This is a genomic window from Bradyrhizobium sp. 141, from assembly GCF_023074055.1.
Classification (GTDB): domain Bacteria; phylum Pseudomonadota; class Alphaproteobacteria; order Rhizobiales; family Xanthobacteraceae; genus Bradyrhizobium.
Genome location: NZ_JADPKR010000013.1, coordinates 60,443 through 83,729, shown reverse-complemented (window position 1 = coordinate 83,729; position 23,287 = coordinate 60,443). Strand labels below are relative to the sequence as shown.

Sequence of the window (23,287 nt, the reverse complement as noted above, 5' to 3'; positions counted from 1 at the left end):
CTCGACATGATCATCGAGTTTCGCTGTGAACGAGAGTACGCGCGGCGCTGGATGGGCCGCGACATGCTGTCGATCGACGGTCGCAACGTTCCGGTTCAAATCGCGTGGGCGACGACGGCCGAGCCACGGCCCGCAGGTCTCGACGCCCTGTTCGAGCTCGAACGCCTGGTGTTGCACAAGGGCAAGCACAGCGGCGCCAACGGGCTGAACATCGTTCCGGAACAGACGCAGATTCGCAACCAGACCGCCGACGTGATCGTCGATTTCACCGGCGGCGCGCGCGATCCGAGCAGCTCCGCACCGCTGTATCTCCGTCCGCTGTTCAATGGAGTTGCAGGCGAAAACGCTGCGCTCGCCGCCATCCTCGCCGGCGACCTGCCGGTGATCGACATCGTCAACGAGGTCGACGGTTCAGTCCTCGACCGCGGCCACCCATCCGGAGAAATTGCCGCAGGCCTCAGCGGCGCACTCGAAACCGTCATGGCGCGAACCCTGACCATGGTGGCGGCGATCCTGTCGGGACGGCCGCGCATCGTGCCGCAGCTGGCGCGCCGCGCCGGAAATGGCTCGCACCGCGGCCCCCTGGCCTACGTCACGCGCGGCCTTGCCGTCTCGATCGCCAAGGAGATCTATCGCCTCTGCTGCTATGCCCCGCATTGGCATATCGGATGGCGCTTCAACGACGGCGCGGGCGTCTGGCAGACCGGAGATCTATCGGGTCCGAGCTGGAACGTTCTGGGAGATCCCGGAAACCACTTCTACGCCGATCCTTTCCCCATCACGTGGCAGGGACGAACATTCGTCTTCTTCGAGGATCTCGATCACCGTGTCGGAAAAGGCATCATCTCGGCGATCGAGTTCAGTGATAGTGGACCGGTTGGCGAGGTCGTGCCGGTGCTGGAGGAGCCCTGGCACCTCTCCTATCCGTTTCTGATCGAGGACGGCGGCGAGTTGTGGATGATCCCGGAGAGTTCGACTCACGGGGACGTCGCCCTCTACAAATGCGTCCGGTTCCCGGACAAATGGGAGCGACACGCGACGCTCCTTTCCGGCCTCGAGCTGGCCGACGTCACGATCACGCGGCACAACGGCCTGCATTATCTGTTCGGAGCCTGGCGCGACGGAACGGGCGGCTATTCGGATTCGCTGGCGATCTATTATGCCGATCACCTTTTGGGTCCCTGGTTGCCCCATGCCAGCAATCCGGTCCTGATCGACCGCGCAAGCACGCGGCCGGCCGGGAATTTCGTCACGCTCAATGACAAATTGTGGCGCCCGGTCCAGAACTGCACCGACGGATACGGCGCGGCGCTCGCGCTGGCGGAAGTGGTCGAACTGTCGCCGACCGCCTTCAAGCAGATCGTGCACCATTCCCTGAGGCCCGGACCGGTATGGCCCGGCAGGAAGCTCCACACCCTGAACCGCTGCGGCCGGCTCGAGGTGATCGACGGATCGCGTGTCCAACCCAAGACCCGCGCCTTCGCGAGCAGACTTCCATCGGCGATTCAGTCTCCGCGCACCAGTTCATCCACGGCCAGTTGAAGCCGCCGGCGTGGTGCAAAGTAGAGCCGCGGCGTCGCTCGCATCGCGTCCGAGCGCGCGGGCAAGGACGTGCCCGATCGTTCCCACCTGCGACGCAGCACCGCGCCAGGCCACGATCTGGTCGGGACGTATCAAAGCGAGATCGGCATCGTAGAGATCGCGCAAGGCTGCCGGCAGCGTGACGATCTTCAAATCCATCCCGAGCGCGCGGACGGCGTCAGCGATTCCGGCGTGGGCCGACGCGGCCTCGCCGAACTGGAGCAGCGTCCATTCGAACCCGAACAGGTCATACAAGGACACGCCGTCGTCCAGCCACGCATGCGGTGCGCGGCCGCCGGGACAGGCACTGGGAATGTAGACGTTCGCAGCATCGGGCGGCGGCTGGCTGCCATCGGAGACGATGATCGGCGAGCCGTCGTAGCGCCCACCGAAGGTCACACCGGGGATGTTGAACTCGGCGCGGGCGTGCTGCTCGAGATAGGCGCCCGCAATCCGCCGCGCCTCGCGGCCCTCGTCCGTGGCGTCCTCGATGTCAGGCGTCGGCGAGAAAAGACCAAGGGAATCGGCAAAGCGCCGGGCATAGTTGGTGTTGCGGAGCGCCACCGGACGTCGCTCGATCTCGTAGCTGTCGAGCAGCGTTGCCGGGCTCAGACCCTTGACGACGCTTGCGAGCTTCCAGCCGAGATTGACCGCATCCTCGATCGCGGTGTTGTAGCCGAGCCCGCCGGTCGGCGTGAACAGATGCGCCGCGTCACCGCCGAGAAAGACCCTGCCCCGTTGCATGCCGTCCGCGACCAGCGCGTGACCGGCGGTCCAGGTCAGGAAGGACAGCACCTCGCAGTCGATCGGCGCGCCGCAGGCGCGCTGGAACGCGGTCTTGGCCTCGTTGGTCGTGATCGCACTTTCGTCTTCGCCCGGACGAAGCTGCGTGTGAAATGCGAATTCGTCGCGGCCGTTCACCGAGGCCATGAAAGCGCGGCGGTCGCCGTTGAAGCAATTGTACATCCAGGCCCTGGCATGCGGGATGCTCGCATAGAAGTCCGTCGAACGGAGATAGACAGCCAGCATGCGGCCGCCCATGAAATCGCGCTGCGTTCCCGTCTCGCCTCCGTAAGCGATCCCGAGCGATTGGCGCACCATCGAACGCGGCCCATCGGCGCCGACCAGGAAGTCGGCGCGAACCCGAAAACGGCTGCCATCATCGAGGCATTCGACTTCGCCCACGATGCCGTCATCGCTTTCGGCGTAGCTGATCAGCCGGTGACCATAGTTGAGCTTGATGCCGGCAAGCCGTTCGGCATGGCGGCGCAGCACCGCCTCGACATATTTCTGCGAGACCCGATGCGGCAGCTCCGCCGCGCTCCAGGAGCCCGACATGCCCCGGATCAGCTCGCCCGCGCGTGACGATGACGGCAATCGAAAACGCGCCAGCTCGTAAGCCGTGTAGCGCGTGAAGTACGCAACGTCGGTCGGATAATCGGCGGGCAGCCCTTCGCGCCTGATCTCATCGGCAAAACCCAGCCGCCGATAGTGCTCCATCGAGCGCGCCTGCGTCGCATTGGCTTGCGGATTGAACGCGGTGCCCGGCTTTTCGTCGACCAGGATGGCGGACACGCCGCGCCGGCCGAGCTCGTTGGCCAGCATCAGCCCGCAGGGCCCCCCGCCCACGATGAGCACCGAGGCTGTCAGACCTGTTTCCAAGACGCTTCTCCCTACGAGCAATATCTTGCATGGTAAGGAAGCATGACGATATCGTCAAGTAAACTGACTAATCGACATCGTCGAGCGTGACGAACTTCGCGCCGTAGACCGCCAGCCCCTTCAGGATCGCCTCCATCGTGGCCTTGCCGAGCTCGGTACGCATCTCATGCTCGGCGATGTCGACCGCATCGCGGAACGCATCGAGCCATCTGTGACCGGCCGGCGTAAACATGACGATGCGCGCGCGACGGTCGGTCGGGTCCGCGATGCGATCGACGAGACCGAGCTCCGCGCATTGATCGACCAGCTCGCCCATCGCCTGCTTGCTCATCGAGGCACGGCGGGCAAGCTCTGTGAGCCTCGTCCCCTCGACGTCGAGATTGCGGGTCAGGCTGACATGCGCAATGCGCGTCTCGTCGTGTCCCCGCTCGCTCATCAATTCGAGCACGCGGCCCTCGAAGCGCCGCACGGCGTTGTTGAGCAGGCGACCGATATTGGCATGCCGCCACGCGGTGCCGGATGCGGTGCCGGGTGTCTTGGCTTTCACGAGATCTGCTTCCGATTCGACCGATCGAGGTTGCGCGAAGCTAACACAACAGGCGGCCTGGCGCGCTCGGACAGCTGATCAGCGCGTGTTGGCGACGGGCGGCGTGGATCAAAACGCCGCCCGATATCCGTGGCTCGAGCGACCCCCGGCGAGGGGCGCTTACTGGGAGCGATCCGAGGTCCAGCCCTTGTACTCCGCGACGTTGTCCCTGGTCACGAGCTTGGACGGCAGCAGCTCGACGGTCGAGGCGGGCTTCTGGCCATTGAGAATGCCGACACCGACCTGCACGGCCCGCCGCGCCATGAAGAACGGGTCCTGCGAAGCCGAAGCATGGATCTGCGGCGACTGCGGATCTTTCAGCGCGGCTTCGATATCGGGCGCGCCGTCGACCGCCGTGATGACGATGCCGCTGCGGTTCTGCTGGCGCGCCGCAAGGTCGGTGCCGATCGCCTGCGGATCGTTGATGGCGAAGATGGCGTCGATCTTGGGAAAGCGGGTCAGATAGCCCTGCGCAATGGTGAGGCCGCCTTCGCGTGAGCCTTTGCCGTCCTGGTCGTTGGACAAAACCTTGATGCCGGGATTCTTCGAGAAGACGTTCTTGCAGCCGACAACACGATCGATCACGGCGGAGACTTGCGGCCCGTTCTCGATGATGACGTCGCCCTTGCCGCCCAGTTTGTCGACGATGTATTGGCAGGAGATCTCGCCGGCCTGGACGTTGTTCGTGGTCACCGTGGCATCGGCGCCTTCGGCCGCGGTGTCGACCGCAACGACGACGATGCCTGCCGCTTGCGCCTTCTTGATCGCCGGCCCGATCGCCTTGGGATCGCCGGGGTTCAGCAGGATCAGGTCGACGCCGGCGGCGATGAAATTGTCGATCTGGGTCACCTGCTTGCCGAGATCGTATTCAAAGCCGACCGTCGTGATCTTCACATTGGGATTGGTCTTCTTCGCCTCGAACTCGGCGCCCTTCGACAGCGCGACGAAGAACGGGTTGCCCATCGACCCCAGCGACACGCCGATCGACTTGAGCTCCTTGGCGAAGGATGGCGCGGTGCTTAGGGCTAGCGCCGTCGCGGCGCCGGCGAGCATGATCGTCTTCAACATGGGCTTCCTCCCTGGTCTGTCTTCGTCCCCGGCACGGCAGACCAGTTGCCGCAGCGGAATCCCGTATCACGCCATGCGCGCTCAGACGCGCGCAAGGTCCTTTAGGTTCTGGCGGAGCCTTGCAACCGGTAGCGATCAAGCGCCACGGCGCCGATGATCACCAGGCCCTTGATCACGTATTGCCAGATGTCGGAGACACCGACGAGGATCAGGCCGTTCGACAGCACGGCGATGATCAGCGCACCGACCAGCGTGCCCCAGATCGAGCCGATGCCGCCGACGAACGAGGTGCCGCCGAGGATCACGGCGGTGATCGCGTCGAGCTCGTAGGACTGGCCGAGCTGCAGGCCGTTGGCCGCATAGAGCCGCGCTGCCTGCATGGCGCCGCCGAGCCCGGCGAAAAGCCCGGAGATGCCATAGACAAAGATCAGGACGGCCCAGACCTTGATGCCGGCAAGCCGCGCCGCGCTTTCATTGCCGCCCACCGCATAGATGTGCACGCCGAGCACGGTCCGGCGCAGCACCAGCCAGGAGACCAGAATGACGAGCAAGGCGATCACCGAGAGCCACGGGATCGACGCGACGCCGGGGATGAGCGTCAGCGAGCCGTTGCCGATGAAGGCGTAGGGAATGGAGGGATTGAAAACGGTGGTGTCGGCCCCGAGCAGCCGTGCCAGGCCGCGCACGGCAGTGAGAGAGCCGAGCGTGACGATGAAAGGCGGCAGGCGGAGCAGCGCAATCAGCGCGCCGTTGACGATACCGAAGCCAAGGCCGGTGAGCAGCGCGGCCGGCAGCCACAGCATTCCGAGCTCCGGCAGCTTGGAGATCGTCAGTCCGGCCATCGCGGAGGCCGCCAGGATCGAGCCGACCGAGAGGTCGATGCCGCCAGTGAGGATGACGAAGGTCATGCCCGCGGCGAGCACGGTGTTCACTGCGGCCTGCTGCAACACGATGCCGAGATTTTGTCCGGTGAAGAAACGTCCCTCGGACAGGAAATGGAAGCCGACGCAGAGAATCAGCAGCACCGGCAGCATGCCGAGCGCGCTGATCAGCATCCTCACCCGCTGGCGCTTTGTCTCGGCGGCAGCGCCGTTGGTCGTCCTGGTTGGGGCGGGCTGGGCCTGCGAGGCACCATTGTCAGGCATCGAGATGCTCCATCCCCGTGGCAAGCGCCATGATGTCTTCTTGTGTCAGTGGCGAATTGGGGCCGCGCGTCACCTCGCCGGCGATGCGCCCGGCACGCATGACGACAACCCGGTCGCAGATGCCGATGATTTCGGGCAGATCGGACGAGATGACGAGGATCGCGGTGCCGGCCTTGGCCAGATTGTCGATGATCGAATAGATCTCCGACTTGGCGCCGACATCGACGCCACGCGTCGGCTCGTCGAGGATCAGCACCCTTGGTGCAATCGCGAGAAGTCGCGACAGCAGCAGCTTCTGCTGATTGCCGCCGGACAGGCCGCCTGCGGGGACGCTGACATTGGCGGCGCGGATGCTGAGGCCAGCGAAGGCCCTGTCGGCGCGCTCGCGCGCCTTGTCGCGATCCAGGAACCAGCAGAGCTTCGCATCGCGCGCGAGCACCGCGAGGTTGATGTTATCAAGACATGACATGTCCAGGAACAGGCCGAGCGCCTTGCGGTCCTCGGTCAGATAGGCGATCCCGGCCTCGAGCGCCTCACCGGGGCTGCGGATCTCGACCGGCCGTCCCTCCAGCTCGAGCCGGCCGGAGGTTTTGGGCGACGCGCCGATGATGAGATGCGCAAGCTCGGTGCGGCCGGCGCCGATCAGACCGGCGAGACCAACCACCTCGCCCGCATGCACGGTGAGCGAGCACCCCCTGACGCGCTGACCATCGGCCATGTCGATCGCTGCGAGCACGGGATGTCCCCGCCCCGCCTTGGGATCGTGGTCCTTCTTGTAGAACGATGAGACGTCGCGCCCGACCATCAGCCGAACGATGGTATCGGCACGGATCTCCGGCTTGTCGAGCGAGCCGACCAGCCGGCCGTCGCGCAGCACGGTGACGCGGTCGCCGAGCGCGTAAACCTCGTCCATGCGATGCGAGATGTAGATGATGGCAAGCCCTTCGGTGCGAAGCTGGCGGATCAGCGCGAACAGCCGCGCGCTCTCGCCGGCCGACAGCGCCGTGGTCGGCTCGTCCATGATCAGGATCTTTGACCTCGCATGCAGCGCACGTGCGATCTCGACCAGTTGCCGCTGGCCCATCGACAGATGCGCCACCAGCGTCGATGGCAGGAAGTCTGCGCCCAGCCGTTTCAGGATGGGGCCGACGCCCTCGCGCATGGCACCGCGCGCCAGCATTCCCGAGCGCGAGATCTCGCGTCCGAGATAAATATTCTCGGCGACGCTGAGATTGGGGGCGAGCGACAGTTCCTGATAGATGATGGAGATGCCTGCGTTGCGGCCGCCGAGCGGGCCTTCGATCCGCACCGAGCTTCCTTCGATACGGATCTCGCCGCCGGGATCAGGCCTGTAGGCGCCGGACAGGATCTTCATCAGCGTCGACTTGCCGGCGCCGTTCTCCCCCATCAAGGCATGCACTTCGCCGGCATAGACGGTGAGATCGACGGCACGCAGCGCCTTGATGCCAAAGAAGGATTTTGAGACCCCGCGCATCTCGAGGATCGGATCGTTCATCGTGCCTCCCGGCGCACAATGCGTTTCCCACCCGCGTCTCGATCTTTTTGTCAGCGCGGTTCACGCATTAAACAAAAGGCCGAAGGCCAGAGCAATACCGAACACACGAGAATGCAACATCGAGGCGATGCTAGTGGCGCGGCCGATACAGTTCGCGCCACGCGGGAAGCCGCTTGGCATAAGCATCCGTCAGCTCGGCGTCAGGTTCGAACGTCTCGATGCGCTGCGGCCGTGTGCATACGACATCGATTGCCTCACCGGTGACAGCAAGCCGCCCCAATCTTGCCGCACCGAACGCCGCGCCGGCCTCACCTCCGGCGAAGCAATGGACTGGAACATTCAGCACGTTTGCCAGCACCGAGAGCCAGAACGGGGATCGCGATCCGCCGCCAATGACATCGGCTTCCGCGATCGCAATGCCGGCACTCGCGAGCGCGTCGCGGCAATCGGCAAGCGCGAAAGCAACGCCTTCGAGCACCGCCTGCACGATCGCTGCGCGATCGGTGCCATGGCTCAAACCATCAAGCATGCCGCGCACGACGGGATCGTCATGCGGCGTCCGCTCACCTGCGAGATAAGGCAGGAAGCTCACCGGCGACGGCGCCTGCGGGCGCGATCCGAGCGGCGCCAGCAGCTCGGCCTCGGTGACGCCGAGCAAGCGAGCGACCCAGGCGAGGCAGGAGGCGGCCGAGAGGATCGCGCCAGCCTGAATCCACATGCCGGGAATGGCGTGGCAGAATGTATGCACCGCGCGGTCCGGGTTGGCGGCAATTGTGCTGGTCGGTGCCAGCAAGGCACCCGAAGTTCCCAGCGACACGAACGCGGTTCCCGGCCGGATCGCACCGATGCCGACCGCCCCTGCCGGATTGTCCCCCGCGCCGCCCGCAATGATCGGCTGCCCGGCCATGCCCCAGCGCCGCGCGAGCTCGCCGCGCAATGTCGTTGCGGGCGCGCATCCCTCGACGAGACGGGGCATGTGATCGCGCGACAGGCCGGTCGCGGCCAGTGCGGCGTCCGACCAGTCCCGGCGCGCGGCGTCGAGCCACAGCGATCCCGATGCATCCGAGACGTCCTCGATGGCCTCGCCTGACAGCACCAGGCGCAGGTATGCCTTAGGAAGCAGCACGAGTTTCGTCGCCGCAAAGATGTCAGGCTCATGCGCCGCGATCCAGAGCAGCTTCGGCGCGGTGAAGCCCGGCATCGCCTTGTTGCCCGTCGTCGCACGCAACGCGGGCCAGCGTAGCTCCAGGATACGACACTCAAGGGCCGCGCGTCCGTCGTTCCAGAGGATGCAGGGCCGCAAGGGTCGCAAGCTCGCATCGAGCAGCGTGGCGCCATGCATCTGGCCGGACAGTCCAATGCCTTCGACGGCCGCCAACTCGCCGGGATGCGTTGCCTTCAGAGCATCCAGCGTGGCGAAGGTCACATCGATCCACTGCGCGGGATCCTGCTCGGAATAGCCAGCTTGCGGCGAGACGGTCGCAAGCGACCGGCTCTCGCTTGCAATCACGCGCTGGGCATCGTCGACGAGAACGGTCTTGACCGCGGAGGTACCGAGATCGATGCCGAGATACATGGATGCTCCCGCTCATTTCGCCGCGTCGATCCAGATCCCCGGCCGCGAATGCTCGCGAATATAGCCGACCAGGAAGTCGGAGAAGACCCTGATCTTGGCGGGCAGCCTGACGCGGTTTTGATAGGCGATGTTCATGGTGAGCAGCGGCAGCTCCCAGCCCATCAGGACCGGCACCAGCCGGCCAGCGGCGATATCGGCTTGAACGATATAAAGCGGCTGGATCAGGATGCCGAGCCCTGCGCGGGCTGCACCACAGATGATCTGGCCGTCATTGCTGTCGAGCGTCGGCGCGATCCGGACCGTCTGCATCGTGCTGCCCTGGCTCAGCCGCAACGAATAGGGATCGTTGGCGAGATTGTAGATCAGCATGTTGTGGCGGGCGAGATCGGCGGGATGCTCCGGCCGACCGTGCCTCTCCAAGTAGGCGGGAGCTGCCGCGAGCACACGATGCATCTGGCCGATGCGGCGGACGATGATGTTGGAATCCGGCTCGTGCTCCCGCGTGCGGATCGCGACGTCGATACCGGCTTCGATGAAGTCCAGATAGCGATTGGCGCTGATGATCTGCACGCTGAGATCTGGATAGAGCGCGCGGAAGGCAGGCAGCATCGGCGCGAGGTAGATCATTGCGAAGGACAGCGAAGACGTCACGCGCAGCATGCCCTTCGGCGACAGCGCGCGGTCGGAGACGGCGTCCTCGGCTTCGGCGAGCTCGTTCAAGAGTGTGCTGCAACGCTGCAGCAGTTCCTGCCCGGCTTCGGTCAGCCATTGCCGGCGCGTGTTGCGCTCGATCAGCCGGACGGCAAGCCGCTCCTCCAGCGCGCTGAGATGACGGCTCGCGGCCGCGTTCGACATCCGCAGGATTTCGGCAGCTTTGGAAAGACTGCCGAGTTCAGCGGTTTTGGAGAAAACCTCGAGTTGGAGCAGCCGATCCATTTTTGCTAAAATAGGAAAAGAGACTTACAAATTTTGACCTTTATTTCCGCTTTCTGCAAGGCAAAATGAGCCCAAGAAAAGAGAATGGCAGGCGAGGAAATCAGGAAATGTCGGGCCCGATCAGGCACATCGTGATGTGGCGGCTGCGCGGGGAGACCCCCGAGGAGCGCTCCGCCGCTCGGGTCAAGGTCAAGACCCTGTTCGAGGGCCTCAAGGGCCGGATCGACGGCCTCACCCATATCGAAGTCGGCATGGACGTCAGCGCGGTCGATTACGCCTGCGACGTGGTCCTGTTCTCCGAATTCACCGACCAGGCAGCGCTCGCCGCCTATGCCAACCATCCGGAACATCTGCGCGTACGCGAGGCGCTGGGTGACTTGCGGATCGGGCGCTTCCAGGTCGATTATCCCATCAAAGAGACCGGCGCATGATCGGTTCGTTCACCTTTGAGAACCTGCCCTGCCGCGTCGTGTTCGGCAGCGGAACGCTTGCGTCGGCTAAGGCCGAGGTGGAGCGGCTCGGCGGCAAGCGCGCGCTGGTGCTGACGACGCCGCAACAAGATGCGCAAGGCAAGAGTCTGGGGGCGGCGCTCGGTCCGCTCTATGCCGGACTGTTTTCCGGCGCCACCATGCATACGCCAGTCGACGTCACGGAGCGGGCGCTCGCAGCGATGAAGGCGTGCGAGGCCGATTGCGTCGTCTCGCTCGGCGGCGGCTCGACCACGGGCCTCGGCAAGGCTTTGGCCTTGCGCACCGGCGTCAATCAGCTCTGCATTCCCACCACCTATGCCGGCTCGGAAATGACGCCGATCGTCGGCCAGACCGAGAACGGCCTGAAGACCACGGTGCGCGATGCGGCGATCCTGCCCGAGACCGTGATCTACGATGTCGATCTGACCCTGACGCTGCCGGTGAGCTTAGCCGCAACATCCGGCATCAACGCAATCGCCCACGCCGTCGAAGCACTTTACGCGCGCGACACCAATCCGGTGACCTCGCTGATGGCGGAAGAAGGCATCCGTGCGCTCGCGCGCGCCCTGCCCGCGATCGCCGCCAAGTCCGACGACCGCGAGGCCCGCACCGAGGCGCTCTATGGGGCCTGGCTGTGCGGCGTCTGCCTCGGCACCGTCGGCATGGCGCTGCATCACAAGCTCTGCCACACGCTCGGCGGCACTTTTGATCTGCCGCACGCCGAGACCCACACCATCGTGCTGCCGCATGCGCTGGCCTACAACGCACCGGCGGTGCCGGATGCGATGGCACGGATCTCGCGCGCAATCGGCTCGGCAGATGCATCACAGGGACTTTTCGAACTTGCGAAGCGCTTGGGCGCGAAACTTGCGCTGCGCGACGTCGGCATGCCCGAAAGCGGCATCGACAAGGCGGCCGATCTCGCCGTCACCAACGCGTACTGGAATCCGCGCCCTCTCGAGCGCAATGCCATCCGCGACCTGATCGCGCGCGCCTGGGTCGGCGAGCCGCCGGCCGCGACCAAAGCGGCGGCTTGATACGATGCGGCGCACGCTGATCAAATCCGCGACGATCATCAGCATGGATGACGCGATTGGCGATCTCGCGACCTGCGACGTGCTGGTCGAGGGCAACCGTATCGCCAGCATCCGTCCGTCGATCGACCTCGGCAGCGGCGCGGATGAAACCGAGATCATCGACGGCAAGGGCCGCATCGTCATCCCGGGCCTGATCAATGCGCACATGCACACCTGGCAGACGGGCTTGCGCGGCTATGCCGCGAACTGGACGCTGCTCGAATATTTCCGCCGCATGCATGCCGGCCTAGCCACCGTATTTCGGCCCGAGGACATCCATATCGCCACCCTCGTCGGCGCGCTGAACCAGATCAGTTGCGGCACCACCACGCTGGTCGACTGGTGCCACAACAATCCGACCCCCGATCATACCGACGCTGCCGTGCGCGGCCTGATCGAGAGCGGCATCCGGGCCGCCTTCTTCCACGGCTCGCCGAAGCCCGAGCCGAAGCCGGGCGAGCCGCATTTCTCGGAAGTGCCGCATCCGCGCCGCGAGGTCGAGCGCCTGCTCGCAGGTCCCCTTGCCAATCGCGACGGCCTCGTCACGCTGGGGCTCGCCATTCTCGGCCCGCATTATTCGACGCTCGATGTCGCCATGCACGATTTCAGTCTGGCCCGCGAACTCAAGCTGATCGCCTCCATGCATCAGGGTGGCGGTCCGGCCAAGACACCCGGTGGCTGGAAGATGCTGATCGAGGCCGGGCTCGTCGGCGCCGGCATCAACATCGTCCATGGCAACGATCTGCCTGATGATCTCCTGGATCGGATGGTCGATCTCGGCGTGTCCTTCTCGGTGACGCCCGAGAACGAGATGATCCAGGGCCATGGCTTTCCGATTACTGGTCGGCTGCTCAAGCGTGGCGTTCGCCCGACGATCGGCATTGACCTCGAATCCATACTGGCCGGCGATCTCTTCTCCGCCGCTCGCGTCGCGCTGTCGATGCAGCGCTCGCTCGACAATGCAGAGTCGCGCAAGACCAGTGGGACCATCCCGGCAACGACCACGGTCCCCGTCCGCGAGGCCCTGCGCTGGATCACGACGGAAGGCGCCCGCATGCTCGGTCGCGAGCACCAGATTGGGTCGTTGACACCGGGCAAGCTTGCCGACCTCGTCATCATCAACGCCTCCGATCTGAACCTTGTCCCGGTGCACGATCCCGTCGCAACCGTCGTGATGCAGACGAGCCTCGCCAATGTCGAGGCCGTCATGATAGGTGGCGCCTGGAAGAAGCGGAATGGCCAGTTGCTGATTGACGGCCTGGAAACGAAGAAACAGCTGCTGGCGCAATCCGGCCGGCGGCTGGTGCAGGACATCGAACGACAGGGACGCGCCGCCTGAAGGCGCCAACGGACAACACAATGACAGATGCTTCGAAAAATGTCGCTTTCATCGGGATCGGCAAGATGGGCTTGCCGATGTCGGTGCTCGTTGCCAAGGCTGGCTACACGGTCACCGCATTCGATCAGAGCGCAGCGCGGCTCGACGAAGCCCGCGCACAGGGCATTTCGATTGCCGCATCGCCGGCCGAGGCCGTGAGCGGCAAGGCCGCGGTCGTCACGTCCCTGCCCGATGACACGGCCTTGCGCGGCGCCTTGCTCGGCCCGACCGGCCTCGTCGCCGCGATGGCGCCCGGAGCCATCTTGGTCGAGACCAGCACCGTGAGCGTTGACGCTTCCAACGAAGTCGCGGTCGCCGCCCAGAGTCGCGGCATCGCCTATTTGCGTGCGCCGGTCTCCGGTAACGCCAGCATCGTTCATACGGGTGCGCTGACCTGCTTCGTCTCGGGCCCGAAAGACGCTTTCGAAAGCGCAAAGCCGCTGTTCGCCGCCTTCACCCGCGCGCAGACCTATCTCGGGCCGGCCGAGGAGGCGCGTTACGCCAAACTCTCGGTCAATCTGATGATCGCCGTGTCGGCCGCGATGATGGCCGAGAGCCTGGCGCTGGCGCGCAAGGGCGGCATCGCCTGGCCGGACATCTTGAAGGTGCTGGACGACAGCGCGGTCGCCTCGCCGATGGTGAAGTACAAAACCGCGCCGCTGCGCAACCGCGATTTCGAGTCCACCTTCTCTTGCAAGCAGATGGCCAAGGATCTCGACCTCATTCTCGGTGCCGGTCACGCCGTCGGCGTGCCGCTTCAGCTCGCGGCCCAGGTGCGCGAGACCTATGGCTCGCTGGTCGCACAAGGCGACGGCGACACCGACTTCATCGCGACGGTCAAACATCTCGAACGGCTGTCCGGGCTCGGCGAGCCCAAACTCTGATCGGCGGAGACACCATGCGCAATTTCAACGAGACCACGATCACCGATGCGGTGCTGGAGCGGATCGCGGGCGCGACCGATCCGCGGATCAAGCAGGTGAGCGAGGCGCTGGTGCGCCACTTGCACGCCTTTGTCCGCGAGGTGCGGCCGACCCAGAAGGAATGGGAATACGGCATCGATTTCCTGACCCGGACCGGGCACATGTGCGACGACAAGCGCCAGGAGTTCATCCTGCTGTCGGATACGCTCGGCGTCTCCATGCTGGTCGATGCGATTAACCATCCGGTGCCGGAGGGCGCAACCGAGACCACCGTGCTCGGGCCGTTCTTCGTCCAGGCCGCGCCAGAGAAGGACAGCGGTGCCGATATCTCCGGCCCGATGGAGGGCGATCCGATGCTGGTCACCGGCTCGGTCTCGACCGTCGACGGCAAGCCGCTCGCAGGCGCCGTCGTGGACGTCTGGCATTCCGACGATGACGGCTATTACGACGTGCAGCAGCTCGACGACATCGGCGATCTCGCGATGCGCGCGCGCTTCCACACCGATGCCAACGGCCGTTTCCATTTCTGGTCGATCAAGCCGGCCGCCTACCCCGTCCCGCATGACGGCCCGGTCGGCCAGATGCTGGAGGCGCAGGGCCGCCATCCCTGGCGCCCGGCGCATGTGCATTTCATGATCTCGGCGCCCGGCTTCGAGCAGCTCGTGACCCATGTGTTCGTCGCCGGCGACCAGTATCTCGACAGCGACGTGGTCTTCGGCGTCAAGGACAGCCTGATCCGGGAGTTCGTCCGTCAGCCCGCCGGCCGTGCGCCGGATGGTCGCATGGTGGAGCGCGACTATTTCCACCTCAATTACGATTTCGGCTTGAAGCAGGTCGCGAGCAACGCAAGAGCCGCTTAGACTTATGCGGCGACGGGCCAACAAGAGTCCGGCAACAGGGAGCAGACGGGAGCTGAGGATGGGACCGCGGGTCAGCACGGCAGCATTGGCCGATCGCCTCACAGGCATGATCGGTCCGCGGGCGAGCGTTGCGCGCGGCGTGCTCGATCAGCATGGGCAGAGCGAGTCGCATTATCGCAACTTGCCACCCGACATCGTCGTCTTTCCTGAAACCACGCAGGAGGTCGCCGAGATCGTCAAGCTGTGCGCCGGCGCGGGCATGCCGATCGTCCCGTTCGGCGCCGGCACCTCGCTCGAAGGCAATGCGGCGTCTGTCGCGGGTGGTGTCTGCTTCGACTTCGCGCGCATGAACAAGGTGCTGACGCTGCACGACAGCGACATGGATGTGGTGGTGCAGCCCGGCATCTCGCGCAAGCAGCTCAATGCTGAGCTGCGTAATACAGGCCTGTTCTTCCCGATCGACCCCGGCGCGGATGCCTCGATCGGCGGCATGACCTCCACCCGCGCTTCCGGCACCATGGCGGTGCGCTACGGCACCATGAAGGACAACGTCATGGCGCTCGAGGTGGTGCTGGCCGACGGCCGCATCATCCGCACTGCCAGGCGCGCGCGCAAGTCTGCGGCCGGTTATGATTTAACGCGCATGTTCGTCGGCGCGGAGGGCACGCTGGGCGTCATCACCGAGATCACGCTGAAGGTGCATCCGGTGCCGCAGGCGATCTCGGCCGCAGTCTGTAGCTTCGACACGCTGCACGACGCCGTCGATACCGCGATCTCCGTGATCCAGTCCGCGATCCCCGTTGCACGCATCGAGCTGCTCGACGACGTCATGATGCACGGCATCAATGCCTATGCCAAGCTCGGCTATCGCGAGGCCCCTACCCTGTTCTTCGAATTTCATGGCTCCGAAACATCCGTCGCCGAGCAGGCCGAGGCCGCGCAGGCGATCGCCGCCGACCATGGCGGTCACGGCTTTGCCTGGGCCAAGGCACCGGAGGACCGCAGCCGGCTCTGGCACGCCCGCGACAACACGCTCTATGCCGGCCTCGGCCTGCGGCCCGGTGCACGCGCCGTGATCACCGATGTCTGCGTGCCGATCTCGCGGCTGGCGGAGTGCCTGACCGAAACGCGCCGCGATGCGGACGAGCACGGCTGTGTCGCTCCTATCGTCGGCCATGTCGGCGACGGCAATTTCCACATGCTTATCCTGATCGACCCGGCAAAGCCCGAGGAGGCCGAAGGCGCCAAGGCGCTGCAGGCCCGCATGGTCGCCCGCGCCATCGCCATGGACGGCACCTGCACCGGCGAGCACGGCATTGGTCTCGGCAAGATCGATTATCTCACCGACGAACTCGGCGAGGCCGTCGATGTGATGCGGTCCATCAAGACCGCGCTCGATCCGAATGGTCTGATGAACCCCGGAAAGATCTTTGCGAGCGGAGCCAAGACATGAGCGACATGGCATGAGCGACGCGCTCCCAATCGAAGTCACCTCGCCGACGCCGCTGCTGGAGCTGCGCGGCATCAGCAAGGAATTTCCCGGCGTCAAGGCGCTGGACGACGTGTCCTTTGCCGTCTATCCCGGCGAGGTCCATATGCTGCTGGGCGAGAACGGCGCCGGCAAGTCGAGCCTGATGAAGGTGCTGTGCGGCGCCTACAGCGCCGATACCGGCGAGTTCTACTACAAGGGTGACAAGGTCGCGATCTCCTCGACTGCCGATGCGCAGAAGCTCGGCATTGCCGTGATCTTCCAGGAATTCTCGCTGGTCCCCTATCTCGACATCGCCCAGAACATCTTTCTTGGCCGCGAGCCTGGGGGACGCATCCCCGGCACCATCGACCGCCGCAAGATCCTGGCCGATGCCAAGCGCGTGCTCGGCACCATCGGCTTCGACATCGATCCTTCCACCATTGTCGACAAGCTCGGCGTCGCGCAGCAGCAGATGGTCGAGATCGCGAAGGCGATCAGCCAGAACGCGCGCATCCTTGTCATGGACGAGCCGACCGCCGCGTTGTCCGACCGCGAGACCGAGCTGCTGTTCGAACTGATCGCGCGGCTGAAAGCCGATGGCGTGTCCATCGTCTACATCTCTCACCGCATGGCCGAAGTGTTCGCGCTCGGCGACCGCATCACCGTGCTGCGCGACGGTCGCCGCATCGACGGCGTCAGACCGGCCGACGTCACGCCGGACCAGCTCGTGCGCATGATGGTCGGCCGCAACGTCGACATGACCTATCCGCGCAACTTTGCCGACAAGCCCGGCGAGCTGCTGCTCGAGGTCAAAGGCCTGACGTCCTCGACCGGCATCTCCGACATCAACATCGAGGTACGGCGGGGCGAGATCGTCGGCCTGTGCGGTCTCGTCGGCTCGGGCCGCAGCGAGGTCGCCCGCGCCATCTTCGGCGCCGATCCCGTGACATCGGGCGAGATCATGTTCGACGGCAAGACCATCTCCGGTGAGCCCGATCTTGCCGCCCGCCGCGGCATCGCGCTGATCCCGGAAAGCCGCAAGAGCGAGGGCCTCGCGCTGCTGCGGTCGGTGAGCGACAACCTCGTGGTGTCGGCGCTGCGAAAGCTGTTCCCGAGTGGCCTGTTCGACCAGCGCGCCGCGCAACGCACCGCCGACGGCCTGATCCGGCAACTGCGCATTGCGACACCGAGCGCACGCCAGACCGTCGGTCTGCTCTCGGGCGGCAACCAGCAGAAGGTCGTGATCGGCAAATGGCTTGCGGCCGGCTCAAAGCTGTTCATTTTCGACGAGCCGACCCGCGGCATCGACATCGGCGCCAAGTCGGAGATCTTTGCCCTGATCGACCGCCTCGTCGCGGAGGGCGCGGCCGCCTTGATGATCTCGTCCGAGCAGATCGAGATCTGCCACGTCTGCGACCGCGCCTATGTGATGCGCGAGGGGCGCATTGCCGGGCACCTGACGCGCAACGAACTGACCGAGGAGAATATCGTGCGACTGGGGATGCATCATGCGTGAGGCCGCGGTCGTTTCACAGCCCAATCCGCTGCAACGCATTCCCGGCGTTGCAATTGTGCTGGTGCTCCTGGTCGCGCTGTTCAGCGCAATCGCACCCGGCTTCCTGTCGGTCGCCAACCTCTCCAACGTGCTGGTGCAGTCGACCATCCTGACCATGCTCGCACTGCCGATGACGCTGATCATCATGACCGAGGGGCTGGACCTCTCGATGGGGGCGGTGCTGACGCTGACCTCGCTCTGCGTCGCCATTGTGTCGCTCGCGACCAAATCGATGTTGCTGGGCCTCGGCGCAGGCCTGCTGGTCGGCACGGCCTTCGGCGTCGCCAATGGCTGGCTGGTCGCTATCCTGGGCATTCCGCCCTTCGTTGCGACGCTGGGCACGCTCGGCATGGCGCAGGGCCTGTCGCTTATCGTCAGCGACGGCCAGAGCGTGGTCGGCATTCCCCACAGCGTGCGCGACATCTATTCAGCGACGCTTCTCGGCATCCCCGTGCCGATCGTGATGGCGCTGGTGACTTATGCAGCCTTCCACGGCCTGCTCTATCACACCCGCTTCGGCACCTACATCTTCGCCCTCGGCGGCAACCGCGAGGCCCTGCGTTATGCCGGGCTCTCGCCGAACAAGCTGCTGATCGCGGTCTATGCGATCGGCGGCGCCATGGCCGGCATCGCCGGCCTGTTAATGACCGCGCGGATGAATTCCGGCCACCCCACCGCCGGCCTCGGCCTCGAGTTCGACGCGATCGCGGCGGTCGCCGTCGGCGGCACCTCGTTCGAGCGCGGCAATGGCTGGCTGCTCGGCACGCTGCTCGGCGTCCTCTCAGTCGGCGTGCTGCGCAACGGGCTGAACCTGATCTCGCTGCCGTCCTCGGTGCAGGTCGCGAGCGTCGGCGTGCTCGTCATCGTCGCCCTGTTCCTCGACGGCCTCAGGAGCCGCGCATGACCGACATCGCCAAGGACGCCATCGCCCCGCCCCGCTCCTTCCTGTCGCAGGATGCGATCCAGGTGTTCTATCGCCTGCTGGCGGCGTTTCTGATCTGCGCGGTGCTCGCCGTGCTCAGCGATTCCTTCCTGAGCCTCGGCAACATCCTCAACGTGCTCCGCCAGGCGAGCCTGACCTTCTTCATCGCCTCCGGCCTGACGCTGGTGGTGCTGACCGCCGGCCTCGATCTCTCTGTCGGCGCCAATGTCGCGCTGTCCGCCTGCATCGCCGGGACCGTGATCCACAAGACGGGCTCGCCGGCGCTCGGCATCCTCACCGGGCTCGCCTGCGGCGGCATCGTTGGCCTGCTCAACGGCATCATGGTCACCGCGCTGCGCATCCCCTCCTTCATCGCCACCTATGGCATGCTCTGGGTGCTGAACGGCCTCACCTATTGGTACATGGCGGGCGAGACCCTGCACGGCTTCCCGGCGGGCTTTCGCCAGATCGGCAGCGGCTATCTGTTCGGCCTGCCCATCCCGGTCTATCTGCTGCTGGTGTTCCTCGGCATCGGGACGCTGTTCGCGCAGCGAACGATCTGGGGCCAGGAGATCTATGCGATCGGCGCCAATCCGGTCGCGGCCCGCCTCTCCGGCATTCCCGTCGCGCGCCGCCTGCTGCTGGTCTATGCGGTCTCAGGCACCATGGCGGGGCTTGCCTCGATCATCTTCCTGTCGCGGCTCAATTCGGCGGAGGCCGATATCGGCGAGAGCCTGACGTTGCCGGCGATCGCGGCCGTGCTGATCGGCGGCACCTCGCTGTTCGGCGGCGTCGGCACCGTGTTCGGCACGTTCATCGGCGCGCTGATCCTGACGCTGGTGCTGAACGGCATGAACCTGCTCTCGGTCAGCGCCAACTGGCAGCCGCTCGTCACCGGCATCATCGTCATTCTCGCGGTCTGGCTCGACATGAAGACGCGCCGCCGCGCGCAATGAGCACTTAGAGTTCCAACAAGCAAAATGAGGGATGGAGGCAACATGAAACGGAAACTGGGCTATCTGGCGCTGCCGCTGCTGATGGCGGCCGCGTTCACCACTGGGGCACATGCGGACGGCGAGACCATCGCCGTCTTCACCAAGAACCAGACCAACCCGTTCTTCCAGACGGTGCGGGTCGGCGCCGACAACATGGCGAAGACGCTGAACGCGAAGACGCTTCAGTATATCCCGACCAAGCCGGACTCGATCCCCGAGCAGCTCAGCCAAATCGAGGACGTCGTGGTGAAGAAGCCGAGCGCGATCGTCTTCACGCCGGTCGACTACAAGGCGATGGTGCCTGGTGTCGAGAAGATCAACGAAGCCAAGATCCCCGTCGTCAACATCACCGACCGCTCGGCGGGCGGCAAGTTCCTCTCCTTCGTCGGCGCCGATGATTACAGCCTTGGCCTCGAGACCGCGCGCTTCCTGCTCAAGACGCTGGGCGGCAAGGGCAACATCGTCATCATCGAGGGCGTCAAGGGCTCGCTGACCAATGTCGACCGCGTCCGCGGCTTCAACGACGCGCTAAAGGAGGCTCCCGGCGCCAAGCTCTTGGCCTCGCAGCCCGGCAACTACCAGCGGCTCCAGGCGCTCCAGGTGATGGAGAATTTGATGCAGTCGAATTCGCAGATCGACGGCGTGTTAGCTGCCAACGACGCCATGGCGGTGGGCGCGATCGAGGCGCTCGACGGCGCCAACCGCAAGGCGCAGGTGATCGGCATCAACGGCACCAAGGAAGCGATCGACGCGATCAAATCCGGCAAGCTGCTCGCGAGCGGCGACTACAACGGTTTTGCGCAAGGCTGCCTCGGCACCATGATGGCGATCCGCTCCTTGCGCAATCAGCCTGTTATCGCCGAGATCGTGCTGAAGCCGACCGTCATCACCAAGGACAATTACCAGCCGTTCGACGTGCCGCTGGAGCAGCGGACCTGCCCGACCTTCGAGGACGCCAGCAAGCTCAGTGCGAAGTAAGCTGACCGATCACAAATCCGGACGGCCGTCGCGGCGGCCGTCCCAACAACCGAGTCAAGAAACGGAGACACCATGCTGTTCGCCATTCACGCCGTCGACCGCGCCGGCGCGCTGCCGATCCGGCTTGCCAATTACGACGCGCACAAAGCTTTCCTGAGCGACACCTCGCCCTTCGGCGTCAAGATCGTGATGTCGGGGCCGCTTGTCTCCGACGATGGTCAAACGATGATCGGCAGCCTCTTCCTGATCGAGGCGCCCGGCCGTGGCGAGGTCGAGGCCTTCAATCGCGCCGATCCCTTTGCCGCGGCCGGCATCTGGGAAAAGGTCACGATCACCGGCTTCCTGCGCCGGCAGGGTTGAGGCCCACCACATCAAAAATGCGAAAACAACCCCATGCACAGTAGAATGGGGTTGTTTCTGCTTACGAATTTCCGTCGCGCCAGGCGCGATCGGGATGGCCTCGTTGACGAAGCCAATGCCAGGGCAGTCGCGCTTTGACACGTCGGGCAAAACAGGGACATAATGCCATTATCCCGAAATCGTCGCCCCTCCGCCCCCAGGCCTGCCGCCAACGCAGGGCGCTGGCGCAGCTGCTATCCTGACGTCGCGGGCGCAGCCTCTTCGAGATGACAGGCCACCAACTGTTCGGGTCCAGCTGCGCGAAGCACCGGCTCCTCGATCCGGCAGCGGTCGAACACCAGCGGGCAGCGGGTGTGGAAGCGGCAGCCGCGCGGCGGATTGATCGGGCTCGGCACGTCGCCCTTGAGGATGATGGGATTGCGCTGGGCGCCGGGCTCAGGCAGCGGCACCGCGGAGAGCAGCGCCCTGGTGTAGGGATGCCTTGGTGCGGCAAAGATCTCGCGGCGCGGGGCGACCTCGACGATCTTGCCGAGATACATCACGGCGACGCGGTGAGTCATGTGCTCGACGATCGCGAGATCGTGGCTGATGAACAGCAGCGCGAGGCCGAACTCGCGCTGGAGATCCTGCAGCAAATTGACGATCTGCGCCTTGACCGAAACGTCCAGCGCCGAGACCGCCTCGTCGCAGACGATCAGCTCGGGCTCGGCCGCAAGCGCCCGCGCAATGCCGATGCGCTGGCGCTGGCCGCCGGAGAATTCGTGCGGCCGGCGGTTCAATGCCTCGCGCGGCAGGCGGACGGTGTCCATCAGCGACGTGACCCGCACCTCGAGATCTTCCGCTGATTTGGCGAGGCCGAAATTGCGGATCGGCTCGGCGAGGATGTCGCGCACGCGCATGCGCGGATTGAGGCTGGAGAACGGATCCTGGAACACCACCTGCACGCGGCGGCGCATCTGCCGCATCGTGCTCGGATGCGCGTCGTCGATGCGCTGGCCGTCGAGGATGACCTGCCCCGCGGTGATGTCGAACAGCCGCAGAATGGCGCGGCCGACCGTCGACTTGCCGCAACCGGACTCGCCGACCAGCGACAGCGTCTCGCCGCGCGCGATCTCGAAGGAGACACCGTCGACCGCATAGACGAATTCGGACTTGCGGCCGAACAGGCCGGTCTTGACCGGAAAATGCTTCTTGAGGTCGTTGACCTGGAGCAGCGGAGGACTCATGCCGCGACGGCTCCCTTGGCCGCATAGTGGCAGGCGGCGATGTGACGAGGCCCTTTCTCTTCGAGCCCCGGCGCGTATTGCCGGCACAGATCGGTCGCGAGCGCACAGCGGCCGGCAAAGACGCAGCCGGTGATCGGCTTCCTGAGATCGGGCACCTGCCCGGGAATCTCGGCAAGCCGTCTTGCCGCGCCTGATAGCGACGAACCGAGCCGCGGCACCGCGCCCAGCAAGCCCTGCGTATAGGGATGCCGTGGCGAGCGGAACAGCTCGGCCACCGGCGCCTCCTCGACCTTGCGGCCGGCGTACATCACCATGACGCGCTCGGCGATCTCGGCGACGACGCCGAGATCGTGAGTGATGAGAATGATCGCCGCGCCGACCCGGCGCTTCAGGTCCAGCATCAGCTTCAGGATCTGCGCCTGGATCGTCACGTCGAGCGCGGTGGTCGGCTCGTCCGCGATCAGGAGCTTCGGATTGCAGGCGAGCGCGATGGCGATCATGACGCGCTGGCGCATGCCGCCGGAGAGCTGATGCGGATATTCCCGCACGCGGCGCTTCGGCTCGGGAATGCCGACCAGCGTCAGCATCTCGATCGCGTGCGCTTCGGCGGCGGCCTTGTCGAGGCTCTGATGGATCACCAAGGTCTCGCGGATCTGGCGACCCACGGTGAGGACCGGATTGAGGCTTGTCATCGGTTCCTGGAAGATCATCGAGATGTCGTTGCCGCGGATGGCGCGCATCTCGCGATCGGAGAGTTGCAGCAGGTCCCTTCCCGCAAAGCGGATGGTGCCCGCGATCCTGCCCGGCGGCTCCGGGATCAGCCGCATCAGCGACATCGAGGTCACCGACTTGCCGCAGCCGGACTCGCCGACGATGGCGAGCGTCTCGCCTTCGTTGACATGGAAGGACACGCCGTCGACCGCGCGGTTGATACCGCCAGGGGTGCGGAAATGGGTCTGGAGGCTTTCGACTTCGAGCAAAGCCATCGCGATCAACCCCGATC

The 23,287-nt window shown here is 65.2% G+C and carries 21 protein-coding genes; 12 read left to right on the top strand and 9 right to left on the bottom strand.

Translation table 11 applies throughout. From position 1 onward, the window contains the following. Positions 1 to 6: 6 nt before the first annotated feature. Positions 7 to 1,542 carry a hypothetical protein gene (locus IVA81_RS02705; protein ID WP_247311868.1) on the top strand — a complete coding sequence of 512 codons (1,536 nt, stop codon included), beginning with the start codon at positions 7 to 9 and terminating at the stop codon, positions 1,540 to 1,542. Here the strand turns inward: IVA81_RS02705 and IVA81_RS02700 are convergent. From IVA81_RS02700 to IVA81_RS02670, 7 genes are all read right to left on the bottom strand, one after another. Beyond that, on the bottom strand, positions 1,525 to 3,243 hold the full coding sequence (locus IVA81_RS02700) for an FAD-dependent oxidoreductase (RefSeq protein WP_247311865.1): 1,719 nt from the start codon (positions 3,241 to 3,243) through the stop codon (positions 1,525 to 1,527). The two genes, IVA81_RS02705 and IVA81_RS02700, sit on opposite strands and share 18 nt — an antisense overlap. Positions 3,244 to 3,310: 67 nt before the next feature. Further along, positions 3,311 to 3,790 (bottom strand): MarR family transcriptional regulator, encoded by a 480-nt coding sequence (locus IVA81_RS02695; protein ID WP_247311863.1) that lies wholly within the window; start codon positions 3,788 to 3,790, stop codon positions 3,311 to 3,313. A gap of 159 nt (positions 3,791 to 3,949) precedes the next feature. Then, a complete protein-coding gene (locus IVA81_RS02690; protein WP_247311860.1) occupies positions 3,950 to 4,897 on the bottom strand; it encodes an ABC transporter substrate-binding protein in 948 nt (315 codons plus the stop codon). 101 nt (positions 4,898 to 4,998) lie between these two features. After that, a complete protein-coding gene (locus IVA81_RS02685; protein WP_247311856.1) occupies positions 4,999 to 6,042 on the bottom strand; it encodes a ribose ABC transporter permease in 1,044 nt (347 codons plus the stop codon). Continuing rightward, the gene (locus IVA81_RS02680; protein WP_247311853.1) at positions 6,035 to 7,558 is read right to left on the bottom strand and encodes a sugar ABC transporter ATP-binding protein; all 1,524 of its coding nucleotides are present in this window, start codon (positions 7,556 to 7,558) and stop codon (positions 6,035 to 6,037) included. The genes IVA81_RS02685 and IVA81_RS02680 overlap by 8 nt, the downstream gene beginning before the upstream one ends. A gap of 130 nt (positions 7,559 to 7,688) precedes the next feature. Next, positions 7,689 to 9,134 (bottom strand): xylulokinase, encoded by a 1,446-nt coding sequence (gene xylB / locus IVA81_RS02675; protein ID WP_247311851.1) that lies wholly within the window; start codon positions 9,132 to 9,134, stop codon positions 7,689 to 7,691. Between the two features lie 12 nt (positions 9,135 to 9,146). Further along, a complete protein-coding gene (locus tag IVA81_RS02670; protein WP_247311849.1) occupies positions 9,147 to 10,070 on the bottom strand; it encodes a LysR family transcriptional regulator in 924 nt (307 codons plus the stop codon). A 107-nt stretch (positions 10,071 to 10,177) separates the two neighbouring features. Here IVA81_RS02670 and IVA81_RS02665 point away from each other — a divergent pair, with 107 nt between their 5' ends. The 11 genes from IVA81_RS02665 to IVA81_RS02615 all read left to right on the top strand — a co-directional run bounded on the left by IVA81_RS02665 (position 10,178) and on the right by IVA81_RS02615 (position 21,058). Continuing rightward, positions 10,178 to 10,501, top strand: coding sequence for a Dabb family protein (locus IVA81_RS02665; protein ID WP_212288609.1), 324 nt, complete (start codon positions 10,178 to 10,180; stop codon positions 10,499 to 10,501). Further along, positions 10,498 to 11,577 (top strand): maleylacetate reductase, encoded by a 1,080-nt coding sequence (locus IVA81_RS02660; protein ID WP_247311845.1) that lies wholly within the window; start codon positions 10,498 to 10,500, stop codon positions 11,575 to 11,577. Before IVA81_RS02665 ends, IVA81_RS02660 begins: the two co-directional genes overlap by 4 nt. A 4-nt stretch (positions 11,578 to 11,581) precedes the next feature. Continuing rightward, on the top strand, positions 11,582 to 12,955 hold the full coding sequence (locus IVA81_RS02655) for an amidohydrolase family protein (RefSeq protein ID WP_247311842.1): 1,374 nt from the start codon (positions 11,582 to 11,584) through the stop codon (positions 12,953 to 12,955). A gap of 20 nt (positions 12,956 to 12,975) precedes the next feature. Next, positions 12,976 to 13,878: an NAD(P)-dependent oxidoreductase gene (locus IVA81_RS02650; RefSeq protein WP_247311839.1), complete on the top strand. Its 903-nt coding sequence runs from the start codon at positions 12,976 to 12,978 to the stop codon at positions 13,876 to 13,878. Between the two features lie 14 nt (positions 13,879 to 13,892). Next, positions 13,893 to 14,777, top strand: a complete 885-nt coding sequence (locus IVA81_RS02645; RefSeq protein WP_247311835.1) for an intradiol ring-cleavage dioxygenase — start codon at positions 13,893 to 13,895, stop codon at positions 14,775 to 14,777. 58 nt (positions 14,778 to 14,835) lie between these two features. Continuing rightward, positions 14,836 to 16,230 carry an FAD-linked oxidase C-terminal domain-containing protein gene (locus IVA81_RS02640; RefSeq protein WP_247311832.1) on the top strand — a complete coding sequence of 465 codons (1,395 nt, stop codon included), beginning with the start codon at positions 14,836 to 14,838 and terminating at the stop codon, positions 16,228 to 16,230. 10 nt (positions 16,231 to 16,240) lie between these two features. Then, positions 16,241 to 17,764 carry a sugar ABC transporter ATP-binding protein gene (locus IVA81_RS02635; protein WP_247311829.1) on the top strand — a complete coding sequence of 508 codons (1,524 nt, stop codon included), beginning with the start codon at positions 16,241 to 16,243 and terminating at the stop codon, positions 17,762 to 17,764. Continuing rightward, entirely contained in the window at positions 17,757 to 18,707 is a 951-nt protein-coding gene (locus IVA81_RS02630; RefSeq protein WP_247311826.1) for an ABC transporter permease, read from the top strand. Before IVA81_RS02635 ends, IVA81_RS02630 begins: the two co-directional genes overlap by 8 nt. Next, entirely contained in the window at positions 18,704 to 19,681 is a 978-nt protein-coding gene (locus tag IVA81_RS02625; RefSeq protein ID WP_247311823.1) for an ABC transporter permease, read from the top strand. The genes IVA81_RS02630 and IVA81_RS02625 overlap by 4 nt, the downstream gene beginning before the upstream one ends. Before the next feature lie 42 nt (positions 19,682 to 19,723). Next, positions 19,724 to 20,698, top strand: coding sequence for a sugar ABC transporter substrate-binding protein (locus IVA81_RS02620; protein ID WP_247311820.1), 975 nt, complete (start codon positions 19,724 to 19,726; stop codon positions 20,696 to 20,698). Positions 20,699 to 20,770: 72 nt separating this feature from the next. Further along, positions 20,771 to 21,058 carry a YciI family protein gene (locus tag IVA81_RS02615; RefSeq protein ID WP_247311817.1) on the top strand — a complete coding sequence of 96 codons (288 nt, stop codon included), beginning with the start codon at positions 20,771 to 20,773 and terminating at the stop codon, positions 21,056 to 21,058. A 233-nt stretch (positions 21,059 to 21,291) separates the two neighbouring features. Here IVA81_RS02615 and IVA81_RS02610 read toward each other — a convergent pair whose 3' ends face one another. Continuing rightward, positions 21,292 to 22,284, bottom strand: coding sequence for an oligopeptide/dipeptide ABC transporter ATP-binding protein (locus tag IVA81_RS02610; RefSeq protein ID WP_247311814.1), 993 nt, complete (start codon positions 22,282 to 22,284; stop codon positions 21,292 to 21,294). Further along, positions 22,281 to 23,270: an ABC transporter ATP-binding protein gene (locus IVA81_RS02605; RefSeq protein WP_247311811.1), complete on the bottom strand. Its 990-nt coding sequence runs from the start codon at positions 23,268 to 23,270 to the stop codon at positions 22,281 to 22,283. Before IVA81_RS02605 ends, IVA81_RS02610 begins: the two co-directional genes overlap by 4 nt. Positions 23,271 to 23,287 lie beyond the last annotated feature (17 nt).